Consider the following 24,044-nt stretch of genomic DNA (forward strand, 5'->3'; position numbering starts at 1 on the left):
TGCTGTATGTATGTACAGTATATCGAGTGGTTAAGGATAGCCACTAATCAGGAGAAGTAATGTCTATGTACTACGCGACACCATATGTATTCACGCCAAGCGCCACGCTCGACAATGGGCCTCAGCTCAGATCAATTATTCAAGCCGGATATCGCTGGATTCAAATTAACCGCGACGTATGCCCGATCAAGACTACCGTGCCCTTGAATAAGGCCGACCTAACCCCGGTTCACGGTCTGGTCATTGAGCCCGCACCAGGCATCGAGAAGGTGCTTATTGACTCAAGCGGAATTGGTCGAAATCCGGAAGTACCTACCGATCCGAGCTATGCAGCGTTTGATTATCAAGGGAAGGTCCGGCCTGCAAGTTTTTTAACGCGGGAAGCTTTTCTGAATCAGAATGAAATTTTTGTCGATGATCCGACAAAATATGTAGCTGGGGACTGGATTGTAATTTCCGATGCTTCAACAGACTTCCATAAGCAGCCGCTTCCACTTGATGGTCCTATGGAAGTTCGGCAGGTTATTCGAGTATTCAGCGGGTCGCTGGTGATCAACAATGTTCTCAAAAAAGGACATCCGGATGGAGCCATTGTTGCTACGTGCGTGCCGATTCGTAACGTTATAATTCGAGGCCTGGAGTTCACTGGGAACTCTGCTGTCGGAGTTCATATTCACTACGGCCAGCATTGTACTATTCAAGATATTACCTCTGTTAACTGGACTGGGCGGTCGCTTGTTCTCATTGATAACGGCGGTAGCAATAACTCAGTCATTGATTGCTACTGTACCGGGACAGAGGCTGGTGGTGGGCCAACACAAAATGCCTGGGGTGTAGTCATGGAAGGTCAGGATTCATCCCGGATGGTGAATAGCGGCGGTGAATTTTGCGGTAATGGCAGTGCAATGAATTACTGTATTGATAGCGTAGCTGTCGATGCAAGAGCCCGCAGGAATAATGTAAATGTCGGCGTATATACTCACTCTATCCGAAGTGGTTATATCCGGCCGAGAACGGAACGTCCTCTAATTCTTGACACATACGAGAGTCCAGAGAACGTTGATTGCTTTATCTTTAGCAAGCGGGGTTTATCATAAGCTCTAGCTGTGTTATGAGTTTGTTCGCCTCTCAATGTTTTAATGTCATTTAAGAGGTAGTGCGAAGAAGGCCGAGTCTTGGCCTTCTTCTCTCAAAAAATAACCCCTGAATGGCTTTCTATTTCCCCCGACACGAAGGCTGCCTAAGACTGGCAGTCATAACTTCTCGCGAGGCGCTCTAAAAAGACTATACGTTCGCATAGTACCGCTTATGCTTTTATTTTAATTTAACGGATGGAGTGCAGCGTGAGGTTGGGCAGGCATTGTTGAATTATTTTTTGAGCTTAAGTTGAATGCGCGTCGCCAGTAGAAACCCAGTATCAGCAGAAATATAGGGCCTGTAGATGGGGAAGAAAGACCATCTTGAAATACATTGAATACAGTAAAGAATGGTATAACCATTGCCATCATTGCAATGTAAAATCTCTTTTGAAATTCATCGCTTTGAGGGATTTTGAAGAAAGGTTTTACGATGCTCCACAGGAATATCAGATAGAACAATCCAGCAAGACCTCCCATTTTCCAAATGGCACCTAAATATTGATTGTGTGGCGTATAACCTGATGTGCTCACATCGTTATCGAAGTAGCCAAGCTCAGAGTTAAAAAGCCCATAGCCACCAAAGCCAGTACCAAATATCGGGCTGCTTATTAAGTCATCAATAATTATCATGTACAGGCCTAATCTTCCTGATGAAACCCCATCCCAATTTCCAGAGTAGATGTTGTCTGTCATCAAAAGTATTTTGGCGAATAATTCAATAAAGTAGTCTGAAAAAATCGCTATTATGGTTGCAGATGTAACGATGGCAAGCGTGATGTATAGAGCAGCTCTAAATATCCTGCCGACTGTCATTTTTCCCGCGAAGAAGCAACATAAGCAACTAACGATTAAACCAAATGCAGCTTGTCTAGATCCACTGCCTAGGACGAGTATTAAGCTGCACAACATTCCAGTGTACGAAATAATCCGTATGCTTTTTTTGGGTTTCATGATTACGCCTAGCGCTAGACAAATCATGAATGCCGTCGAAAAAAATACAGCTATTCCATTTATTCCATTGCTACCATGAAATTTCATGCCGAAAAATGTAGGATCGAAGACGGCGCCGTAAATGACTTCGCCTGGGATACGCTCAAATTCAGTAAATATAGTAACGTGGCCCTTCATGAAAATCGCGTCAACCGTTGCTGCAAGCGCGGTTGCCGTGAGTAGATAGATTAATGTCTTGTTGAACCTGTCAGGGTGAATGCTTGACTCTCCAATGTTTCTACCCAGCAAATAGACCAGGTATGGCTTGAAGAAAAACGCTATGGAGAAAATAGATCTGGCGATGTTTCCCGGCTGGATAAATAATTGTATGTATATAAGTGAGATGAAAGAGAAAATTATGCTGAGCAGAAGCCACTTATTTATCTTGTGGTGAATGATTAGTATGTAAGGGAGGATAAGTAGGCATAGCAAGTCAGATGGGGCAATTTCAACGCCAAGAGCAGGCACGAATATTCTTAGTGGAATGCACAGTAAAACAGATGATAAAAATAAAAGCATGTTCGACTATCCCTGTAGTAACAAAACTTAAAAAAGCACACTTCATGCATTCTTTATTGTCTTGAGCGCCTTTTGAGGCAGCGTCATGCCGCCCATCTGCGCGCCAGAATAGTTAACTTGTCATGGCAAGCTTGCCGAAAGCGCGAAACGTGTTCGAAAATTGATAAGTGGCATGATGGTTCCTTTGTATCGCGGTAATCGAAGATCCGTTCGAATTGCTGAAATTGTAGACGTGTTTCGGTGTAGTGAGAGGATTTCGAGTTGCTCGGTTCGGCAGGACACTGTGAATGGTTGATTACTGTAGGAATAGACAACGCTAAGTTAATGATTTTTATAAGGTTAAACGGGAAATTCGTAGCCTTTCAAAGGGCGAATTTTCCCCTATGGATCAATCGGTTGCAGATTTCTCGGGATCACCTTCAAATGGTGGGGGGCGCTGGCTCGAGTCCTATCGCGCCGACCAAACAGAATCCGCTTTGCTGGGCGGTCTGGAAGGGCTCACCGAAAGTAGCGCCCTTTTTTGTTGCGATTTGCGAAGCCTTTTCAACCTACCTCCTCAAAATGACAATTCGGCGTCCCTTCCTGGCTTGTCGATTTATCCCGTTGTGCTTCTTTCGAGCGTGCTTCGGCATCTTCTTTTCCCGTCTCCCATGAGCCTCCCTGAACGCCACAACGTAGATCACGCGCCCGATACGCGTGATGCGTATGTCGGCGTCGGTGGGCAACAGCTAGAGGGTGCTGCTTTCGTAGAATTTTTAGCTGTATGCATGTACAGTTGTTTCGCCAAAAAATGGCCATGGGAAATCAGGAGAAGTCATATGTCAATTTACAGCGATACCCCTTATGTTTTTACGCCGGATCCCTCTGCGGATAACGGCCCTCAACTTCAGTCGGTGATGAAGGCCGGATACCGCTGGATTCAAATCAATGGCACTGACTGCCCGATCGGGACAACAGTCCTGCTAAACCGTGATGACAATTGGCCCTACAGTGGGCAGATCATCGAGCCAGCACCAGGGATCGATAAGGTCACTATCGACGTTTCAGGGATCGGTCGTAACCCGCTGGACCCAACAGATCCGAGTTATGCCGCCATCGACTACCAGGGGAATGTTCGCCCGGGCAGTTATCTGACCGCGCCGGCCTACGTCAATACGACCGAAATCTCCGTGGCTGATACCACTCCGTACACAAACGGTTCCTGGATCGTCATCTCGGATGCTTCAACCGATTTTGCAACCTACCCGATGCCACTCGACGGCCCGCTGGAGGTTCGCCAGGTTATTTATGTGCTGGCTAACTCATTGATTGTTAATCGCGTAATCAAACGTGATCATCCCCAGGGCGCAATCGTGGCTTTATGTGACCCGATTAAAAACGTGTACATCCGCAACCTTGAATTCACCGGGGACGCTGCGGTAGGGCTGCATCTGCACTACGCACAACACTGTGTGATCGAGAACATCACGTCGGTCGACTGGACTGGGCGCTGCATGCTGCTGCTGGACAACGGTGGTGAGTACAACACCATTCTTGATAGTTATTGCACGGCTACAGAGCCAGGTGTCGATCCTGAACAGACCGCCTGGGGTGTCGTCATCGAGGGGCAGGACTCTACCCGCGTGATTAATTCAGGTGGTGAAAATTGCGGCTTGGGGATGGGGATGAATTACAGCATTGATTGTGTGTCGATTAACGCAAGGGCTCGCCTCAATACAGTAAACGTTGGGGTCTATACCGCATCCATTCGTACGGGGTTCCTTCGACCTGCGACCGAATTCCCTCTGATCCTGGATAACGTCATCACTTCAGACTGCGTTGATTGCTATATGGTTGAACCCATACCTTTTTCCGGATAATCATGGAAAAAAAGCCCGCATTGAGCGGGCTTTTTTATTGGGAATATTTATTCCCAGGGTATAGGTTCGCGGCCAGCGCCGTTGCGACGCTCAGCAACAGAGCGGCCGCAATTGTCCCTTGGTAATCATTGGCCAACACAGAAGCAGGGCCAGGTAGGGCCGATTCGAATGGGCGCTGAATCGCCAGGATGCCGCGGAACCTGTAAAGCGCCCGTCCAGACGCAGTTCTGCAGCCATTGTCATGCACTCGATTTTCTCGTCTTGCCCCTTCAGATTGCGCTTCGCAAGTCTTTCGCCTGAATGTCCTGGGGATTCCGTTCGGCAACGTTAGGACTTTTCCGAGGTTAAAGATGGCGTCGTACTACTACTCTTCCTGTGTTGTTCCGAAGGATCGATAGGCCTGCCCCGATTCGTCATAAATAACTACAGAGAGCTGCCCCATGCTTCAACTCGACTTCTATTCAACGCTGGTCGCCGCCTCCCTGGTGCTTTTACTTGGGCGCGGGCTGGTCGCTCGAGTCGGTTTCCTGCGCACTTACAATATTCCGGAGCCGGTGGCCGGCGGTTTAGTGGTGGCGGTGCTGCTCCTGGTCCTGCGTATGCTCGCTGGCATTGAGGTCCGGTTTGATTCGTCGCTGCAGACGCCACTGATGTTGGCTTTCTTTGCCACCATTGGTTTGAATGCGGATTTCGCCAGCCTGAAGAAAGGCGGGCGGGTGCTGGGGATTTTCCTGCTGGTGGTGACGGCGCTCCTGGTGGTCCAGAACGCGATGGGGATTGCGCTGGCCAAGGCGCTGGGGCTCGATCCATTGATGGGGTTGTTGGCGGGCTCCATTACGCTGTCGGGTGGGCACGGGACCGGCGCGGCCTGGGGCGCGGTGTTCAGCGAGAAGTATGGCGTGGCGTCGGCGTCCGAACTGGCCATTGCTTCCGCGACCTTTGGCCTGGTGCTCGGCGGCCTGATTGGCGGCCCGGTCGCTCGCCTGCTGATCAAGCGCGTCCAGACGCCCGCCCTGGCGCCGGTACAACCGCTAGGGCCAAAAGGGTTCGAGCAGCCGAATCAAGAGCGCATGATCACCTCCTTCTCGTTTATCGAGACCCTGGCGCTGCTCGCCATCAGCCTGCAAGTGGGCACATTCCTCAGCGGTTTTATCCAGGGCACGGCCTTTGAGCTGCCGACGTTTGTGTGTGTCTTGTTTGTCGGTGTGGTGTTGCGTAATGGCCTGTCGGCGCTGGGCTGGCACCAGGTATTCGAGCGCGAAGTCTCGGTGCTAGGGAATGTCAGCCTGTCGTTGTTCCTGGCGATTGCATTGATGTCGCTCAAGCTCTGGGACCTCGCCGCGCTGGCCCTGCCGATTTTCATCCTGCTGGCTGCGCAGGCGTTGATGATGGCGCTGTTTGCGATTTTCGTGACGTTCCGGGTGATGGGGAGCAACTATGACGCGGCGGTCCTGGCTGCGGGGCACTGCGGTTTCGGGCTCGGTGCCACGCCAACTGCCATTGCGAACATGCAGGCGGTGACCCAGCGTTTCGGGCCATCGCAGATTGCATTTCTGGTGGTGCCGATGGTGGGCGCCTTTTTCATCGATATCACCAATGCGATCGTGATCAAGTTGTACCTGGCGCTGCCGTTCCTGGGCGTCGCGGGATAAACGCGGTTTACCGGATTTGCCGTTTAATGACTCGCCAGGTCCTGCTTGCCCAGGACCTCGTCAATCACCCCAAGCTGCCAGGTGAAATACGGATTGAACGTCAACCGCGCGTGCATCTTGCCCGGCTCACGGTAGCCCCAGTCCGAATACCACACGTCGGCCCCCTGTTCGCAGGCGCGGGTTGCGTCGTCCGTCTGGCCGTTCCAGCAAAATCGCAGGCTGCCCTGTTCGCCATACAGAGCGTTGTCGGGTGAGAACAGCAACCCCATGTGGGAGAACTGGCTGATCCGCAACTCCGGCAGGTAGTCGGTACGCGCTTTTACACGGCGGGTATCCCAGGCGCTCTCTGGCAATGTGCCGTACCAGGCGAGGCGGCTATGGGGGTTGCTGAAGCGTTGCTGGAAGGTCTCCAGCACGTAGTGCGTATCGAGTACTGAGTCGTGGGCTGCGACGGCAATGAACACCGGCTTGTCATAGGGGCGCCGCTCCAGGTCCTGGCGGGCTAGCCGGCTGCTGCGGTAGAACTGGGCAAAACCGTTGGTGGGCACTGTCATGTAGCGCACCAGGCTCTGTTGTGGCCGGCTGGCGTCTGGCGCCAGCAGCCAGGGGCGCGCCCAACTGATCAGGGGTGTCAGCCAGTCGTAGGTCATGCTGGACTGGAACGCGGGAGAGAACAGCAGCAGCCCCGCGACGTCGTCGTGTTTGTAGGCGTAGTCGAGTACCAGGTTGGCGCCGGTGGAAAAGCCGCCGAGGTAGATTTCTCCTACCTCTGCGCGAAGGATCGCAGCCTGTTCGTCCACCACCCGGCGCCAGTCTTCCATGCGTACCTGCAGCATGTCGGCCGGTTGCGTGCCGTGGCCGGGCAGCAGCACGGTCCTGACCAGAAAGCCGCGGGCGGCCAGTGCGCTGCCGATATCGTGGAAAGACCAGGGTGAGTCACCCAGGCCATGCACGAGAATGATCCCGCGCTTGGGGGCACCCGCCGGGCGCCATTCCTGCGGGGCGTTCCAGTTGAGTTCGGCATCCTTGTCGGTGCCCTGGAAGTCACGATGGTCCCGCAGCCATTGCAAGGTAGCGGCGCGATACGCTTCGAATGACTTCTGGCCAAGCGGCATGCCCGGTTCTGCCAGGGCTGTCGTGCAGAGCAATAGGGCGAGCATGCCGCAAGCAACGCTTCGGAGCGTTCTGCGCATCGATGGACGGGGCTGCATACAGGTGTGGTTGTTCAAGGCAGGTTCTCAACGGAGCGTAACCGTAAGGTCATGCACGATAATGACCTGCCTTGTATCGCCGAAAGTGCGAAACAGTAGCAAGACGTTTCCGATGATCTCAGAAACGATCCAGCCGGTAGGGCTCAAGCGCCGGCAGCCCGTTGGACGCGGCCGCAGGCGATGCCAGCCGTGCAATCAACTCCGCCGTCACCGCAGCCTGCGTCAGGCCCAGATGCTGATGCCCAAAGGCAAGCAGCACCTTGCCCTTGCACACCTTGTCGATAATCGGCAGCGAGTCCGGCAGGGAAGGGCGAAACCCCATCCACGGCGTCGCGTCCTCGGCACTCAAGTCACGACGAAACAGCCCCTGGCTCAGCCGATGCAACTGCCACGCGCGTTCCATGTTCGGTGGGCGATCAAGGCCGGCGAACTCCACGGTACCTGCCAGCCGCAATCCGCCGTCCATGGGCGTCATGATGAACTTGCGCTCCAATGACGTGACCGCAAACGGCAACCGTCCATGCTCATGGGGCAACATCAGGTGATAGCCGCGCTCTGTATCCAGCGGGACCTTTTTGCCAGTCAGTGCGCCGGTCAGGCTGGCTGAGTGCGCACCGCATGCGATCAACACCTGGCGCGCGGCCACGGTGCCTTGGTCGGTCCGCAATGAAACACCGTGCTCGTCCAGCTTCCCGCCCACGACCTGGCGCTTGAGAAATTGCACCCCGCTGGCTTTGGCCGCTTCCATCAGCTCGCAAACCACCCCATAGGGATCGAGAAAATGCCCGGTGCGAGGAAAGAACAACCCGCCCTGAATCCCTTTGCTGAGTTGTGGCGCCGCGTCCTGCACCCCGCTGGCGTGCCAGTGGTCCACCGGCACTTCCTGCTGACTCATGCGTGCCTGCAATGCATCAATGGCCTGTCGCGACTCGGCGCGCTCGAAGACCAGCAACGAGCCGTCTTCGCGCATCAGGTGCGGGCGCTCGATGCTGCCCAGCAGCCGGTGCCAGGCGCCCAGGCTGCCTTCATTGAGCGCGCGGATCCCGGCGACGGTGCGCTGGAAGGGCGCCGGGCGCAGGTTCAGCAGCAGCCGGGTAAACCACGGCAGTGCACGCGGCAGGTATTTCCAGTCCAGGCGCAGCGGGCCCATCGGGTCCATGAGCATGGCGGGCAAACGCGTCAGGATCGACGCATCCGCGATGGGGAACACTTGCTCGGTCGCCAGGTGGCCGGCATTGCCGAACGAGGCGCCGTGGCCGGGTTCCTGCTGATCGATGATGACCACCCGCCGGCCCTGGCGCGCCAGTTGCAGCGCGCAGGCGACGCCGATGATGCCGGCGCCCACTACGGCGACGTCTGGCATGACGTTATCGGACATGTTCTAGGCTTCCCTCTGACCGTCGAGCAAGCGCCGCAGCAGCAATGGGTTGCCGTGTTGCAGGGCCGTCGGCAGCAAGCTATCCGGGAAATCCTGGTAGCACACCGGCCGCAGGAATCGCAGGATCGCGGCGGTGCCCACCGAGGTGGTGCGTGAGTCCGAGGTGGCCGGGAATGGTCCTCCGTGCACCATCGCATCACACACTTCAACGCCGGTCGGCCAGCCGTTGACCAGCAGGCGACCGGCCTTGCGTTCCAGGGTCGGCAGCAGCGCGCGGGCAGTTGCCAGGTCGTCGTCATCCAGATGCAGTGTGGCGGTCAGTTGGCCCTCCAGGTGTTCGCTGACCCGGCGGACCTCATCGACGTTGGCACATTGCACGATCAATGACGCGGCGCCGAATATCTCGGCTTGCAGGCTGTGATTGGCGAGAAAGTCCCGGGCCTGGGTCACGAACAAATGGGCCTGTCCCTGGTTCGGCCCTTCTGCCGGCAGACCGGTACCTGCGAGCTGAGCATGCCGGGTCAGGGCGCTGACGCCGTCTTCGTAAGCCTTGAAGATCCCCGGTGTCAGCATGGTCTGGGCAGTGCTGTATCGAAGCAGGTTGGCAGCCGTGCCGACGAAGTGGTCCAGCGCTTGCCCTGCAGCGGCAATCACCAGCCCGGGGTTGGTGCAGAACTGGCCGGCACCCTGGGTCAGGGACGCGACAAAACCTTGTGCCAATGCTTCACCGCGTGCGCTCAACGCAGCGGGAAACAGGTAGACCGGATTGATCGAGCTCATCTCTGCATACACCGGGATCGGCTCGGGGCGCGCCTGGGCCGCCTGGCACAAGGCAATACCGCCGCTGCGCGAACCGGTGAAACCCACGGCCTTGATGCGCGGATCGCACACCAGCGCGATACCGACCTCGCGGCCCGAGCCATACAACAGCGAAAACACACCCTCAGGCAGGCCACATTGCTGAACGGCCCTGGCCACCGCGCGGCCCACCAGTTCGCTGGTGCCAGGATGCGCGCCGTGTGCCTTCACGATCACCGGGCAACCGGCCGCCAGTGCCGACGCGGTATCACCGCCCGCCACCGAGAATGCCAACGGAAAATTGCTCGCGCCGAACACGGCCACCGGCCCCAGCGGTACGTGGCGTTGACGCAGGTCCGAGCGAGGCAGCGGCTGGCGGTCCGGTTGTGCAGTATCCACCCGCACATCCAGCCATTCACCCGCGCGCACGGTGCGGGCAAAGGTGCGCAATTGCTGGCAGGTGCGCCCGCGTTCGCCCTGGATGCGTGGGCGGGGCAGGCCGGTCTCGGCCATCGCCCGTTCAATCAGTTCATCGCCCAGGGCTTCGATTTCGTTGGCGATGGTTTCAAGGAATTCGGCGCGAGCCGCCAACGGCGTTTCGCGATAGCTATCGAAGGCGCTCCAGGCCAACGCACAGGCGTGTTCGACATGTTCGGCGGTGCCGCCGGCGTAGGCGGGTTCCAACGCAAGGTTGGTGGCAGGATTGATCGCCCGGATGGCCTCGCGGCTGCCTGGAATGGAGTGCTGACCAATCAGCATGGTGCCCGTCAGAGTCATGGCGTAGTCCTGGAAAGTAAAGATTGGCTTGGCGAAGAGAATCCACTGTGGGAGCTGTCGAGCCCCAGCGAGGCTGCGATGCAGGCGCTGCGGTCTGGCAGGTACACCGCAGTGATCCCATCGCAGCCTCGCCGGAGCTCGACAGCTCCCACATTTGATTTTTGCTGCCTTGAATAGTGTTAAGCGACGTTCTGCTCGGCCGACCAGTTGGCGTACCACTGGCGGAACAGCGCGTACTGGTTCTCTGCATAACGACGCTGGGCATCGCTGAGGGCATCGGTCTCGTTGAAGTGCAGGGTGTATTCCTTGTCGCCGTTGAGCACCATCAGATGTTTGTAGAACAGCACCAGGTCGCAGCCTTCGTCGAAGGACGACAGCACCGCCAGCGCCGACTCCAACTCCCGCGCCTGGCGACGTGCAGTGGCGTCGCCCTTGGCGGCTTTCTTGCTCAAGGCCACCAGTTGCAGGACTTCCCGTGGCAGTGCATTGCCGATGCCGGTGATTGCGCCGGTGGCGTTGCAGTTGACGAAGCCGTGCACCACTTGGGTATCCACGCCGACCATCAAGGTCACGTCATCGTCCTTGGAGGTGATGTGTTCGGCCGCGTAGCGCAGGTCTGCAGCACCGCCGAATTCCTTGAAGCCGATCAGGTTCGGGTACTCGCGACGCAGTTCGAAGAACAGGTCGGCGCGGGTGGCGAAGCCGTAGTAAGGGCTGTTGTAGATCACCGCCGGCAGGTTTGGCGCCGCCTTGAGGATGGCTGCAAAGTGATCCTTTTGCGCCGTCGCCGATGCGCCACGGGACAGCACCCGCGGGATGACCATCAAACCATGGGCGCCGACCTTCGCCGCATGCGCTGCATGGGCCACGGCTTCACGGCTGTTGACCGCGCCGGTGCCGACGATGGTCGGCACACCGGCGGCCACCAGGCGCGCCACGCCTTCCTGGCGCTCGGCCTCGGTCAGCAACGGCCAGTCGCCCATGGAGCCGCAGTACACCACCGCGCTCATGCCGATATCGATCAGTTCGCGGCCCTTGGCGACCAGTGCGTCAAAGTCCGGTTTGCGCTGGGCGGTGCACGGCGTCATCAATGCAGGGATGCAACCGGTGAAGATAGTGGTATTCATTGTTTCAGCTCCAGTTTGATTGAAGGGGCGGGGGTGGTTCAGATGCCCCACGCGAAGGGGTCCTGTTCGTCGATCAGCAAGGTGCTGTCGGCGGTCATGTAGGCGCGGCCGGTGATGGAAGGGCGCACACGTTCGCCCTCCCATTCATAGCTGCCTTCGAATTGGCTGCCGGTGATGCTGGCTTGTATCCACGGCTCACCGGCGGCGAGTTTCCCGTCGGCCGCCAGGCATGCGAGCTTGGCGCTGGTGCCGGTGCCGCAGGGCGAGCGGTCGTAGGCCTTGCCTGGGCACATGACAAAGTTGCGGCTGTCGGCCTGGGGGTCGTCGGCGAACAGTTCGATATGGTCGATCAGGGCACCGTCTTCGCCGTGGATGCCCTGGGCTTCGAGGGCCTTGAGCATTGTCCAGGTGTAGTCGGTCAGTGCTTCGACGTTGTTCATTTCCAGCGCTTGGCCATGATCGGAAACCAGGAAGAACCAATTGCCGCCCCAGGCGATATCGCCGTAGACCAAGCCATGTCCAGGCACTTGCACCGAGACATGCTGGCGATAGCGATAGGCGGGCACATTGCGCAAAGTGACCGCGCCGTTGGCGTGCAACGTGGCGCTGACCGGGCCGACCGGCGTGTCGATCTTGTGCACCCCCGGCGCGATCTGCCCCAGGTGATGCAGCGAGGCAACCAGGCCGATGGTGCCGTGGCCGCACATGCCGAGGTAGCCGGCGTTATTGAAGAAAATCACGCCGCAGGTGGCATCGGCCGAGACCGGCGCGCAATACAGCGCGCCCACCAGTACATCGTTGCCACGGGGCTCCAGCAGGCACGCCCTGCGCCATTGGTCATGCCGGGTGCGCAGGTCGTCGAGCTTGTCGACCATGGTCTCGCCGGCCAGCGGCGGGAACCCCGTCATCACCAGGCGGGTGGGTTCGCCGCCAGTGTGGGAATCAATGATGTGCACTCGTTTCATAGAACAATCCATCCAGTGGTTGGCTGAGGCTCAGGAAGCAAGCTGCACTCGGCCGATGTCGGGCTCAGGGGCTTCGCTTTCGTCGTCTTCGGTTTCCAGGCGAACCAGGTGCGCCGGCACGCCGGTGGCCGCGCCCCAGTAATAAATCCCCAGCGCGCAAGCGGCGACGACCACGGTGTCGAAGGGATGGCCGAGGATGCCCAGGCCACCGAAGCTGCCGAGCTTCGACAGGATGATGGTCACGGCGTAGAAGCCGATCAGCCAGGCGGAGGAGCGAACCTGGCGGCCCAGGCTCAGGTGCAGGGTCGGCACAAAGCGCCCGCACAGCAGGTACACCACGAACATCAGGATTTGCAGGCCGAGCAGCCACGACACGGTGCTCCAGCCGGACCAGTAGACGATCAGCGCGGCGATGATGAACGACAGCGGGCCGAGCAAGCCCATCCACTTGACCCGGAACGGGCGCGGCAGGTCAGGTGCATTGCGGCGCAGGGCGGCCACGGATACCGGCGCCACGGCGTAGCTCAAGACCAGCGCGGCGGACACCACGTTGATCAGCGCTTCCCACGACGGGAAGGGCAGGGTCCAGAACACCGACAGGCCAAAGGTCAGCCACAGCGCCGGGCGCGGGATGCCGGACTTTTCATCGATGCGGGTGAAGATCTTGAAGAAGGTTCCGGTTTGCGCCCAGCCGTAGATCACCCGTGGCGTGGCGTTCATGTAGATATTGCCGCAGCCGCTGGGGGAGATTACGGCGTCGGCGACTACCAGGTACGCCAGCCAGCCCACACCCAGGGCGAGCGCGATGTCGCGGTACGGCAGGGCCAGTTCCTTGGCGACGCCGGCCCAGCCGTTGGCGAGCATTTCGGTGGGAATGCCGCCGAGGAAAGCGGTCTGCAACAGCACGTAGATTGCAGTGGAGAGCAGCACCGACAGGATCAGTGCAATTGGAATGGTGCGTTGCGGGTTCTTCACTTCGCTGGCCACCGAGATGATCGGCGTCAGACCCAGGTAGGCGAAAATCACCCCGCCGGCAGACACGGCCATTTCAACCCCCGACAGGCCGAACGGCGCGAAGCCCTGGGCGTGGAAATTCTCCGGCTTGAAAAAGGTGAACAGCACGCCGATCACCAGCAGCGGCACGATGAACTTGAACACGCTGACCAGGTTATTGGCCATGGCGAAGGTCTTCACGCTGCGGTAGTTGAGGGCGAAAAACAGCGAGAGCAGCGCAAACTGCACGAACCAGCCGAGGACGGTGGGGTTGCTGGAACCCGCCTGCGTCAACTCGGGAAACCACGCCGCGGCGTATTGGCGCGAGGCGACCACTTCAATTGCCACCAGGCTTGAAAACGCGATCAGCGTGATAAAGCCCATCAGGTAGCCCAGCAGCGGGCCGTGGGAATAGACCGGGTAGCGCACCACGCCGCCGGCGCGGGGCAATGCCGCCCCCAGTTCGCAATACACAATGCCCAGCAGCAACACGGCGAAGCCGCCCAGCAACCAGGAAAAAATCCCCGCCGGTCCGGCGATGGCGGAGACGTGACTGGCCGCGAACAGCCAGCCCGAACCGAAGATCGCTCCCAGTCCGATAAAGGTGAGGTCGATCAATGAAAGCTGTTTCTTGAACTTGCCTTGGGCTGACATGGCGGCGCCTTCTTGTGGGTTATTGGATAGGCATGCAGTGGCCATACAGTGAACCCATCAACGGCGCCGCGATTGATGTTTTGCGCAGGCTGCGATGACGAAATCAGCACAATTGCGAGTGCTCGACAGGGCTACCGCCATGCGGCAATCTGCTCGCCAGGCACCGCCCGCCGGGCGCCTGGCCTGTCCGCAAAATGCAGGAGAGAGCGTCATGATGCAGAGCGCGTTCGCGACCCTATGCCAAGGGAGCGAGTCGAATCGTCCACAGACCATCGAAGAATTACTGGCCGGCGTGGGGTTGCTGTTGCCGATGCTGGACGTGATTCCCAATGCCGCGATCTTTATCAAGGACGTGCAGGCGCGCTACGTATTGGCCAACCGCACCCTGGTGCAGCGGTGCGGCTTGAAGGACTTGCAACCGCTGTTGGGAAAAACCAGCGCCGAGGTATTTCCCGCGCAGTTGGGGCCCGGCTATACCGAGCAGGATCGGCGGGTGCTGGAGCAGGGATTTGTCCTCGAAGACCAGTTGGAACTGCACCTCTACGGTACCCGCGAGCCGGGTTGGTGCCTGACCCACAAATGGCCGCTGCACAGCCGCGACGGTGCAATCATCGGCCTGGCGGGCATCTCGGTCGACCTGCAAACCGCCAGCGAAACCCACCCGGCCTATCAACGGCTGGCGGCGGTGGACGAGCACATCCGGGCGCATTTCAATCGGCGGGTCACGTTGGGTGAACTGACGCGGATCGCCGGGATTTCCGTGGCGCAACTGGAGCGCTACTGCAAGCGCGTGTTCCACCTGACACCGCGCCAGATGATCCAGAAGGTACGCCTGGAACATGCGCACCGGCTGCTGCATACCGAGCTGCCGATCACTGAGGTGGCGTTGCAGTGCGGGTATACCGACCACAGTGCGTTTACCCGGCAGTTCAAGGCGTTGACCGGGTTTACGCCGCGCCAGTATCGGCAGGCGACCAGTGTGCGGTGATGTCTAATTGGATCTACGTGAATGTCATGAGCAGCGGTGGCGCCAACAAGGAGGGCGCCAACGCTCTTCGCAGTTGCGCAAACCTGGTCAGTTTTATCCCTGCCGTTGGTGCGACTTATCAAGTCGTCCAGTCCGTGCCGGTGAGTGGCTGCGTGGTGGATGTCACCGACAAAAGCACCGGGGGCTCTCCCGATTCGTTCAGAAGAGAAGCGGTTATCGGTGGGTGTTCGCCTTGACTCAGTAGGACGGCGTCACCTGGGTAATCACTGGCCGGCCTTCAACGTTTCAAGCATCGCCTGTGCTGCCAGCGCATGCACCTTGCGCGTCGGATGCCATTCATCCCAGTAGTAATGCGCATCCGGGTTTTCACACACCGGCTTCACGTCCGGATAGGTGTGTTGGCAGGGCGTATCCAGGTCTTTCAACCCCGCCACCTGGGGAGCTGCGCGCAGCTTGTCGCTGAACGCCACGTGGTCGAAGTAGCTGATGCTGACCTGATGCGCCTTAGCCAATGTGCTCAGCACAACCGGCAGTTTTTGTTCCAGTACCTGCTGGTAGTTTTTCGCGTTCTCGACTTGATTGCCCTGCACCACCACGGCTGGCACATGACTCAAATCCGTGGTGCCCACTATCATCACGTGTTTTGCGCCCGCTGTAATCAGTGTCTCGGTGGCTTTCTGAATATTTGCCACGCTGTTCTGGCTGAGTACGGCAACCGACTCGGGGTGCGAGAAGTCGGCCCATTCAAAAAAGTCGTTGGCCGAGATGAAAATGAAAAATAGCGCCTTCGGGTCGGCTTTGTGTGCCTTGGCGGACTTCAGGTAGTCAGCGATCTGGCCTGAAACGCCGGTGTCGCGGGCGGGCTCCATCCAGGCGTAGTAGTTGCCATTGCCACTCTTGGCGCCGCCCACTGCGTAGTCGGTCAAGGGTGTTTTCAAGGCGTGGGCCAGGTTCTCGACGGCAGTCGGGCCATTGCTCCAGTGGCCCTTCCAGTACAACGAGCCGGGCAGTTCCTGGGCATCCTTGACCTTCAGAGTGGCCAGGGTCTTGGTGAAGCGTTCACCCGCACCGTTATCGGAGTAGCTATCGCCGAACGCATAGAGGTGATCGTAGCGGGGAGCGCCAAAGGCGGTGGAGGCGGTCAGTACCAATAGAGCGGCCAAGCAAGCGCGTAGAGTCATTGGAAATCTCCCGGGTGGTGCTCCAAGAGTACTGGCGGTGAAGTGCATGCCCGCGGGCGGTTGCGACCTGTGTGTAGCTGAGGGCGCAAAGACTGTCCTGTATGCGACAGGTGGCTATCGCTGGTAGTGTCCGCAGAATTGGGCATTCACATCAGGAAGATTGAGATGGCATCAGCGATAGAGTTGTCTTTTGAAGTTACGGAGCAAGAGCGCCAGGCCATCCTTCAGCCGCTGAGGGCATACAACATCAGCCAATGCGGCGAGAACCCGTTCGAAACGTTCGGGCTGTTACTGCGTGATCCCGCCAGCCAGGAAGTGGTGGGCGGCCTGTACGGGAAAATTTCCTATGGCTGGATGTTCATTGAGCTGTTGAGCGTGCCTGAGTCAATGCGCACTCAAGGCATGGGCTCGCGGCTGATGCGCGCGGCTGAGGAGCTGGCACGGGAGAAAGGGTGTGCGGGGATCTGGCTGGACACCTTCAGCTTCCAGGCGCCCGGGTTCTACCGGAAGCTGGGTTTCAGCGAGTTCGGGCATATTGCCGAGTACCCGCCAGGACACACGCGCCACTTTTTCCAGAAGCACCTGGGCTGAGGGCTAGCGGGTCACCGACCGCCACGTGACCAAGCCGTCCAGCCCTTTATCGGACTTCAAGTACCTGAGCACGTTCTGCGCCTGGGCCTTCTCTTCAAACGGGCCGACAAATGCCCTCTAACGCTTCAAACACCCACAAACTTTATTGGATTGCAGCAACAATTTTTCTTGTTGGACACCTCCCTCCCCAAGCAGCAAAGATGCGGCCACTGACGCTCGACCTTCCAGGTCAACAATAAAAAATCGAGCCGGGCTGCACGCCGTTTTCTTGCAGTGAACCCTTTGTTCACTACCTGCTTTACTGGCGCCGCAGCGCGCACTTAAGGACCTCACCACCATGCAAACTGTTGTGAACCTATGGCCGCTGATTGGCGTACTCGTCATCGTGGTCGGCTTTGTGTTGCGCTTCAATCCGCTGCTGGTCGTCACGGCGGCAGCGATTGCCACCGGGTTTGCCGCCCACTTTCCACTGGAAAAGATCCTCGCCACCATGGGCGACGGCTTTCTCCAGACTCGCGCCTTGCAATTGATCCTGTTGTTGCCCCTGGCTGTCATCGGCTTGCTGGAGCGCCATGGCTTGCGCCTGCATGCGCAAAACTGGATCGCGCGCTTTGAGCGGGCCACGGTTGGGCGCTTGCTGATCATCTATCTCTTTGTGCGTGAATCCACAGCGGCCATGGGCCTGACGAGCCTGGGCGGGCACCCGCAGATGGTGCGCCCGTTGCTGGCGCCGATGGCGGAAGGTGCGGCGGAAAAACGCTATGGCAAACTCCCCGACAAGCTTCGCCACAAGGTCCTGGCCATGTGTGCCGCGACCGACAACGTCGGGCTGTTTTTTGGCGAGGATATCTTCGTCGCCTTTGGTGCGATTGCGTTGATGCACACCTTCCTGCTGGGTTCGGGGATTGATGTCGAGCCTCTGCACATTGCGGTCTGGGGCATCCCGACGGCGATCTGCGCCTTCATCATTCACGCCATTCGCTTGCACCGCTTTGACCGAATGCTGACCCGAGAGCTGTTACCGGCCAACACAGCGGAGGCGGCGCAATGATCATTTCCATTCAATACCTGTACTGGCTGGCCGGCGTTCTGCTGGTGATCACCGCCGGGATGATCCTGATGGATCGCACCCACCCCAAGCGCTGGTCGAGTTCGTTGTTCTGGCTGCTGTTTGCCATTCCGTTCCTGGTGGGGGAGCGCCTGCCCTCGGTGGTGGTCGGCGTGGGCGTGGTGGTGATGGCACTCATCGCGGGCCTGGGCGGCGTAGGCCGCGGCGCGCATGCCCAGTTGCATGACAAGGCCGCACGGGCCAGCGCTGGTCGCCTGGGGCATAAATTGTTTATCCCGGCATTGGCCATTCCGTTGACCACAGTGATCGGCTCGGTATTGCTCAAACACACCGAGATCGGCGGCGTGCCGCTGCTGGACCCGAAGAACACCACCTTTGTTTCCCTGGGTATCGGCTGCCTGATTGCACTGGCACTGGCCTGCTGGCTGACGCGGGACACCCCGGTGCAAGCCCTTCGCGAATCCCGGCGCCTCACCGAAGCACTGGGCTGGGCGATGGTGCTGCCGCAGATGCTGGCGATGCTCGGGCTGTTGTTCAACGAAGCGGGCGTGGGCACAGCGGTGGCGCACATCACCACCACCTATATCAACCTGGATTACAAGCTGGTAGCGGTGATGGTGTATGTGTTGGGCATGGCACTGTTTACCGTGATCATGGGCAATGGCTTTGCCGCCTTCCCGGTGATGACCGGCGGCGTTGGCGTACCGGTGCTGGTAGGCATCTACGGCGGCAACCCGGCGGTGATGGCTGCCATCGGCATGTTCTCCGGTTACTGCGGTACGCTGATGACACCCATGGCGGCCAACTTTAATATTGTCCCGGCAGCGTTGCTGGAGCTGCCGGATAAAAACGCGGTCATCAAGGCACAGATGCCGACCGCGTTGATGATGCTGGTGGTCAATATTGTCCTGCTCTACCTGCTGATGTGAGGCTGTAATGCGCACTGTATTGCTGACGGGTTTCGAACCGTTTGACCAAGACCTTGTCAACCCGTCCTGGGAGGCGGTACGCCTGTTGGAGGGTGTGCAGCTGGGCGCTGATGTGCGGATTGTCGCGCGGCAGTTACCCTGTGCCTTTGCCACGGCGGGCGAGCGCCTGGCTCAGCTGTTGGCCGAACACCGCCCGCAGATGGTCATTGCTGTCGGGCTGGGCCCCGGGCGCAGTGATATTTCCATCGAGCGGGTCGCGATCAACCTCAACGACGCGCGGATCCCGGACAACCTGGGTGAGCAACCTGTCGACACGGAAGTGCTGCCCGGCGGCCCTGCGGCCTACTTCGGCACCTTGCCGAGCAAGGCCATGGTGAGGGCCGTGCGCGAGGCCGGCATTGGGGCCAGCGTGTCGCAAACCGCTGGCACTTTCGTATGCAACCAGGTGTTCTATCTGTTGCAGCACGCGCTCGCCGGGTCAGGGGTACGCAGCGGTTTCATCCATGTGCCGTGGCTGCCCGAGCAGGTGGTGGGCCGAATACCCGAGCCGGCCTCGATGGCGTTGCCGATGCAGGTCGAGGGCTTGCGGATTGCGCTGCTGACGGCCTGGAATACCCTGGTGGATATCACTGAAACGGGTGGGCAAGTCAGCTGAGGTTTTCGGCTTCGCGTCCCGGGAAAAACAACGCGAAGCAGGTCACACCGTTCTCGCTGCTCACGCTGTATCGGCCGTTATGCAACTGCATGATGGTCGCGACAATCGACAGCCCCAATCCATTGGAATGCGCCGAACGCTCCCGTGATTCATCCACGCGATAAAACCGCTCGAACAACCTGGGCAAGTGCTCCGCCGGGATGGTCGCGCCGTGGTTGGTCACTGTCAGGTTGATGCCTTCGGCGCAGGGTGTGGCCTGGATCAGCAGTTCAGAGGCGGGCGCACCATATTTGATGGCGTTGGCGCACAGGTTGGCCAGGGCACGGCGCAGCAGCATCGGCTCGGCCCAGATCACACCGGCGCCCTGGGCGAGGATGCTGATGTCGACATCGCCCGCCAGGCCTTCGAAGTAGTCGGCCATGCGTTCCACTTCGTCGGCCGCGTCCAGTTCCTGGCGCTGGCGCAGCGCACTGGCCGGGTCGGTGCGGGCTAGGAACAGCATGTTGTCGAGCATGCGCGCCAGGCGTTCGAGTTCTTCGACGTTGGAGGCCAGCAGTTGCTGGTAGGCTTCGATGCTACGGTGTTGCTGCAGCGCCACCTGGGTTTCCCCGAGCAAGTTATTGATCGGCGTGCGCAGTTCGTGGGCCATGTCGGTGGAGACCTGGCCCAGTTGCACAAAACCCTTGGCCAGGCGTTCGAGCATGGTGTTGAACGAATCAATCATCGGCAGCAGTTCTTTGGGGGCGCCGTGGCTGTCGAGGCGCGCGGCGAGGTTGCCGACGCCGATGCCCTGGGCATGCACGGCCAGGCGCCGCAATGGCAGCAGGCCGCGATGCACCATCAGGTAACCGACCACCGCCAGTACCAATGCCGCGATGCTGGCGAGGATATAGACACTCAGCCGGTAGCTGGCGAGCACTGCGGTGCGCTCGGTCATCAACCGCCCGGTAGTGACTTGCAGGCTGCCCAGGTCGCCTGAATCGATGGTCGCGGCGAGGGTGGAGAAGGGGACGCCATTGACGCCGGGTAAATGCTGCACGTCGGCGAATTCCAGGGCGTGGTCCCGGGGCACCGGTGCAACGTCGGGCATGTCGATGTTGCCGGGGTTCACTTCCAGCAGCGGTTTCTGCCCGGGTGCGGCGATGCTCAGCACCGATTCGCGGTTGCCGAGCATGTTCTGGAACAGTTCGGGCTTGGTCTTGATCAGGTCCAGGGTGTTGCTGTCGTTCAGCAGGTTGCGCAGTTGGTCGACGCGGTAGATCAGCGCAGCGTCGTCGCGGTGGATCAGTTCGCGCTCAAGGTCGCGGTACAGCGCCACGCCGAGGGTCGCCAGCAGGGCGAACGCCAGCAGGGCGAAGATCAGCGCCAGGCGCAGCGTCAGGGAGTAATGCCGGGGCTTGCTCATGGTTGCGTATCGAAGCGATAGCCGATGCCGCGCACGCTATGGATCAGCTTGAGCTGGAACGGGTCGTCGATTTTCAGGCGCAGGCGGCGCACGGCCACGTCGACCACATTGGTGTCGCTGTCGAAGTTCATGTCCCACACCCTTGAGGCAATCAGCGAGCGCGAGAGTACCTGGTCCTGATGGGTGGCGAACAAGTGCAACAAGGCGAACTCCTTGTTGGTCAGGGTGATGCGCACGCCGCCACGGCTGACGCGGCGCTTGAGCACGTCGATCTGCAGGTCGGCGATCTGCAAGTGTTCTTCTTCACGGCTTGGCCCGCGCCGGGTCAGGGTGCGCAGGCGCGCCACCAGTTCGGCGAAGGAAAACGGCTTGATCAGGTAATCGTCGGCGCCCAGTTCCAGGCCCTTGATGCGGTCGGCAATATCGTCCCGGGCGGTCAGGAACAGCACCGGCGTGTCGGCTTCCTTGCGCAGGCGACGCAGCACTTCCCAGCCGTCCATCTTCGGCATCATCACGTCCAGCACGATCACGTCGAACGGGGTTTCCAGGGCCTGGTGCAAACCGTCCACGCCATCGCGGGCAAGGCTCACGGAGTAACCCAGTTCCTGCAGGCCGTTAAGCAGGTAGTTGCCCGCCTTGGGCTCGTCTTCGACTACGAGGATATTCATGGGATTCGCCCTGGTGATGTGCAGTTCTTGCGTGGCGCAAGTGTAGCCCGATCAATTGTCATTGGGGCAGCCGATGCCCTGTACTTGATAGTCCAGCACGTGTTCGCGGCCCTGGCTGTCGAGGTAGTCGAGGCGCGCAGGGACAATGCCGCACTGGCCGTAGGTATCGGTGCTCGACAGTACTTTGGCCACGTCCATGTGCATGAAGAAGCCGGGGGTGTCATGGATCACCGAGGTGGTGGCGGTGGTATCGGCAAAGGCCGAGCCGGTGGCGAGGAGGGCAGCAAAGCCGAGGATAAACAGTTTCATGGCGGTATCTCTCTTTAAAGGTTGGCTGCCGGTATCCGGCAGTGAGTTCACAGTAACCAGGCGACACAAACAGCCAGCCAACAGGATGATGACAAGATCGTAATGAAGGGCTTAAGGCTGGCGGCCGGACGCTTCGAGGATCAGGTCGGTGATTTCCTTGGCGTGGGAAACCAGGGACAAGTGGCTCGATGGCACCTCGATGGTGGTGGCGTTCATGCGCTTGGCGAGAAAGCGTTCCAGGTCCGGGTTGATGGTCTGGTCATTGCTGGACACCGCATACCAGGACGGCTTGGTGTGCCACGCGGCGTTGACGGTGCGACCGCTGAACAGGGTCTTGGCGATCGGTTGTTGCACGGCGTACAGCTCCATGGCCTTGGCGTGGGGTACGTCGGCGGCAAAGTACTTGAGGAAGGCGTCCTGGTTCAGGGTCAGGTAACCGTCGTGCTCCACCACACCGGCCCGCACGGGAGTGCTTGGGTACTTGGCGGACAGGGCGACGAAGTCTTCGTTGGCGTCCGGAGCGCGGGCGGCGACGTATACCAGGGAGCTGACCTTGGGGTTGGCCCCGGCGTCGCTGACCACGGTGCCGGCGTAGGAATGGCCGACCAGCACGGTAGGACCGTCCTGTTGATCGAGTACGCGATTGGTGGCAGCGACGTCATCCGCCACCGAGGTCAGCGGGTTTTGCACGGCGGTTACATGCAAGCCGGCGGCCTGCAGGCGGGTAATCACTTCGGACCAGCTGGAACCGTCGGCCCAGGAGCCGTGTACCAGCACTACGTTATTGGCTTTCACCGGTGCAATCGGGCCGGCCACGGCGGCGCCGGTCCCCAGCATCAACAGGCTGGCGGCGATCAGGCAGAGTTTGCTTGCAGGTTTCATGGGCGGGCTCGCTTCATTTTCAGTGGGAAGTTGGGTCACCCGCTGTGGGTGACTGACGACTTCACTGTATGAAGTGAGGGTGCGGGCAACACTGACAGCTTGATGACAAGTTTGTAATGCAATGGGCAGCCGGAAGGCTGCCCTGGTTGGACGGTGACCCATCAGACAGTACGGGCTGCTTGCAGGCGTTCAGCGCCGCCTTCCGCCAGGCCGCGTTCGTGCAGGCGATCTGCGCCGCCCTCGGCGAGCAGGTGGGATGACTGGTCTTTGACCGCGCCAGCGTGGGTGTCGGCCGACGCCATGGATGACAGCCCGAGGCTCGCGATGACAGTCAGGCCGAGTACCAGGGACGAAGCTTTCGAGAGATTGAACATGATGAGGCTCCTACGCGTGAGTCAGCCGGATTGGCTGGTGGTCGTAGTTAATCGCCGGGGTGTATCTGCCATGTGTGCCCAGGCGTGGCGAAATGCGGGTTCGCGTATCCAGGCGGGGTTCCCATACAGTCCGATACAAACCACGGGAAGGTTTACAGCGTTTGGGCCGATCCGTAGATTGCACCAGGCAAGTGGTTCGTCAGCACCCAAGACCGGGTGACGAAAGCAAGAGGAAGCCGAGCAGTGTCCACCCGCGATTCAGCTGTATTCGCCCACCGTTACCGCGCCTTTCTGTTCGATATGGATGGCACACTCCTGAACTCCATTGCCGCCGCCGAGCGCGTATGGGCCACCTGGGCTGAACGCCATGGGCTGGATGTCGAGGCTTTTCTGAAGACCATCCATGGTGCCCGGGCCATCGATACCATCACCCGCCAGGCGTTGCCCGGTGTGGACGCGCAGGCTGAGGCGCAGTGGATTACCGAGGCTGAACTTGAGGATGTGGAAGGGGTGGTGGCGATTGCGGGCGCGGTGGAATTCCTCAACGCATTGCCCGGCGATCAATGGGCGCTGGTTACGTCTGCCCCCAAGGCACTGGCTCTGCGCCGTATGCAGGCGGCCGGGATCAACCCGCCGGCGGTGCTGGTCACCGCGGAGGATGTCGCCAGCGGCAAGCCGGATCCGGCCTGTTATGTGCTCGGTGCGCAACGGCTGGGAGTACCGGTACAGGACTGCCTGGTGTTTGAGGATGCCAGCGTCGGGATTCGCGCCGGCGAGGCGGCGGGGGCCGATGTGATGGTGGTGACGTCGACCCACCTTGTGCCCATGGTCACCGCGCATCCGTCGATTGACGGGTATGAGCGTCTACAGGTTCAGCGGGACGAAGCCGGGCTGTTGCATCTACAGCGCCTGGCGTAAAAAAAAGGCCGAC

Annotated in this window: 22 protein-coding genes; 9 read left to right on the plus strand and 13 right to left on the minus strand. The window is 59.4% G+C overall.

Annotation, left to right across the window (positions count from 1 at the left end):
• The first annotated feature begins 59 nt into the window (after positions 1-59).
• Positions 60-1,097: a right-handed parallel beta-helix repeat-containing protein gene (locus HX786_RS20550; protein WP_177020880.1), complete on the plus strand. Its 1,038-nt coding sequence runs from the start codon at positions 60-62 to the stop codon at positions 1,095-1,097.
• A gap of 222 nt (positions 1,098-1,319) precedes the next feature.
• On the opposite strand, the gene HX786_RS32195 is transcribed toward HX786_RS20550, so the two are convergent.
• Positions 1,320-2,597, minus strand: coding sequence for an O-antigen ligase family protein (locus HX786_RS32195; protein ID WP_177028859.1), 1,278 nt, complete (start codon positions 2,595-2,597; stop codon positions 1,320-1,322).
• A 434-nt stretch (positions 2,598-3,031) separates the two neighbouring features.
• On the opposite strand from HX786_RS32195, the gene HX786_RS20560 reads away from it, so the two are divergent.
• Entirely contained in the window at positions 3,032-4,507 is a 1,476-nt protein-coding gene (locus HX786_RS20560) for a hypothetical protein (protein ID WP_256735314.1), read from the plus strand.
• Positions 4,508-4,947: 440 nt separating this feature from the next.
• On the plus strand, positions 4,948-6,159 hold the full coding sequence (gene gltS, locus HX786_RS20565) for a sodium/glutamate symporter (RefSeq protein WP_102368526.1): 1,212 nt from the start codon (positions 4,948-4,950) through the stop codon (positions 6,157-6,159).
• A 23-nt stretch (positions 6,160-6,182) separates the two neighbouring features.
• On the opposite strand, the gene HX786_RS20570 is transcribed toward gltS, so the two are convergent.
• The 6 genes from HX786_RS20570 to HX786_RS20595 all read right to left on the minus strand — a co-directional run bounded on the left by HX786_RS20570 (position 6,183) and on the right by HX786_RS20595 (position 14,062).
• Positions 6,183-7,274, minus strand: coding sequence for a carboxylesterase (locus HX786_RS20570; RefSeq protein ID WP_250884727.1), 1,092 nt, complete (start codon positions 7,272-7,274; stop codon positions 6,183-6,185).
• Positions 7,275-7,488: 214 nt separating this feature from the next.
• Entirely contained in the window at positions 7,489-8,748 is a 1,260-nt protein-coding gene (locus HX786_RS20575) for an FAD-binding oxidoreductase (RefSeq protein WP_178902979.1), read from the minus strand.
• A gap of 3 nt (positions 8,749-8,751) precedes the next feature.
• Positions 8,752-10,323 carry an aldehyde dehydrogenase (NADP(+)) gene (locus HX786_RS20580; RefSeq protein ID WP_178912532.1) on the minus strand — a complete coding sequence of 524 codons (1,572 nt, stop codon included), beginning with the start codon at positions 10,321-10,323 and terminating at the stop codon, positions 8,752-8,754.
• Between the two features lie 179 nt (positions 10,324-10,502).
• Positions 10,503-11,450, minus strand: a complete 948-nt coding sequence (locus tag HX786_RS20585; protein WP_087693960.1) for a dihydrodipicolinate synthase family protein — start codon at positions 11,448-11,450, stop codon at positions 10,503-10,505.
• A gap of 38 nt (positions 11,451-11,488) precedes the next feature.
• Positions 11,489-12,415 (minus strand): 4-hydroxyproline epimerase, encoded by a 927-nt coding sequence (locus tag HX786_RS20590; RefSeq protein WP_178912533.1) that lies wholly within the window; start codon positions 12,413-12,415, stop codon positions 11,489-11,491.
• 30 nt (positions 12,416-12,445) lie between these two features.
• Positions 12,446-14,062 (minus strand): APC family permease, encoded by a 1,617-nt coding sequence (locus HX786_RS20595; RefSeq protein ID WP_178912534.1) that lies wholly within the window; start codon positions 14,060-14,062, stop codon positions 12,446-12,448.
• A gap of 211 nt (positions 14,063-14,273) precedes the next feature.
• Between HX786_RS20595 and HX786_RS20600 the strand changes: the two genes are divergently transcribed.
• Positions 14,274-15,050, plus strand: a complete 777-nt coding sequence (locus HX786_RS20600; RefSeq protein WP_178912535.1) for an AraC family transcriptional regulator — start codon at positions 14,274-14,276, stop codon at positions 15,048-15,050.
• A 263-nt stretch (positions 15,051-15,313) separates the two neighbouring features.
• On the opposite strand, the gene HX786_RS20605 is transcribed toward HX786_RS20600, so the two are convergent.
• Positions 15,314-16,231 carry an SGNH/GDSL hydrolase family protein gene (locus HX786_RS20605; protein WP_178912536.1) on the minus strand — a complete coding sequence of 306 codons (918 nt, stop codon included), beginning with the start codon at positions 16,229-16,231 and terminating at the stop codon, positions 15,314-15,316.
• 165 nt (positions 16,232-16,396) lie between these two features.
• On the opposite strand from HX786_RS20605, the gene HX786_RS20610 reads away from it, so the two are divergent.
• The 4 genes from HX786_RS20610 (at position 16,397) to pcp (ending at position 19,475) form a co-directional block, all read left to right on the plus strand.
• On the plus strand, positions 16,397-16,822 hold the full coding sequence (locus HX786_RS20610) for a GNAT family N-acetyltransferase (RefSeq protein WP_177021776.1): 426 nt from the start codon (positions 16,397-16,399) through the stop codon (positions 16,820-16,822).
• A gap of 337 nt (positions 16,823-17,159) precedes the next feature.
• On the plus strand, positions 17,160-17,873 hold the full coding sequence (locus HX786_RS20615) for a DUF969 domain-containing protein (protein WP_003219990.1): 714 nt from the start codon (positions 17,160-17,162) through the stop codon (positions 17,871-17,873).
• On the plus strand, positions 17,870-18,820 hold the full coding sequence (locus tag HX786_RS20620; protein WP_003219989.1) for a DUF979 domain-containing protein: 951 nt from the start codon (positions 17,870-17,872) through the stop codon (positions 18,818-18,820). Before HX786_RS20615 ends, HX786_RS20620 begins: the two co-directional genes overlap by 4 nt.
• A 7-nt stretch (positions 18,821-18,827) precedes the next feature.
• Positions 18,828-19,475, plus strand: coding sequence for a pyroglutamyl-peptidase I (gene pcp, locus HX786_RS20625; RefSeq protein ID WP_008438704.1), 648 nt, complete (start codon positions 18,828-18,830; stop codon positions 19,473-19,475).
• Here the strand turns inward: pcp and HX786_RS20630 are convergent.
• From HX786_RS20630 to HX786_RS20650, 5 genes are all read right to left on the minus strand, one after another.
• Entirely contained in the window at positions 19,468-20,880 is a 1,413-nt protein-coding gene (locus HX786_RS20630; protein ID WP_003219987.1) for a heavy metal sensor histidine kinase, read from the minus strand. The genes pcp and HX786_RS20630 overlap by 8 nt on opposite strands.
• Positions 20,877-21,548, minus strand: a complete 672-nt coding sequence (locus HX786_RS20635; RefSeq protein ID WP_003219986.1) for a heavy metal response regulator transcription factor — start codon at positions 21,546-21,548, stop codon at positions 20,877-20,879. The genes HX786_RS20630 and HX786_RS20635 overlap by 4 nt, the downstream gene beginning before the upstream one ends.
• A gap of 51 nt (positions 21,549-21,599) precedes the next feature.
• A complete protein-coding gene (locus tag HX786_RS20640) occupies positions 21,600-21,857 on the minus strand; it encodes a DUF2790 domain-containing protein (RefSeq protein ID WP_003219985.1) in 258 nt (85 codons plus the stop codon).
• Positions 21,858-21,968: 111 nt separating this feature from the next.
• The gene (locus tag HX786_RS20645) at positions 21,969-22,739 is read right to left on the minus strand and encodes an alpha/beta fold hydrolase (protein WP_008438701.1); all 771 of its coding nucleotides are present in this window, start codon (positions 22,737-22,739) and stop codon (positions 21,969-21,971) included.
• 161 nt (positions 22,740-22,900) lie between these two features.
• Positions 22,901-23,113 carry a phage infection protein gene (locus HX786_RS20650; protein WP_087693963.1) on the minus strand — a complete coding sequence of 71 codons (213 nt, stop codon included), beginning with the start codon at positions 23,111-23,113 and terminating at the stop codon, positions 22,901-22,903.
• Positions 23,114-23,356: 243 nt separating this feature from the next.
• Here HX786_RS20650 and HX786_RS20655 point away from each other — a divergent pair, with 243 nt between their 5' ends.
• Positions 23,357-24,031 (plus strand): HAD-IA family hydrolase, encoded by a 675-nt coding sequence (locus HX786_RS20655; protein WP_003219982.1) that lies wholly within the window; start codon positions 23,357-23,359, stop codon positions 24,029-24,031.
• The last annotated feature ends 13 nt before the right edge of the window (positions 24,032-24,044 follow it).

Origin of the sequence: Pseudomonas sp. 21615526 (assembly GCF_013386245.1) — a bacterium.
GTDB lineage: Bacteria > Pseudomonadota > Gammaproteobacteria > Pseudomonadales > Pseudomonadaceae > Aquipseudomonas.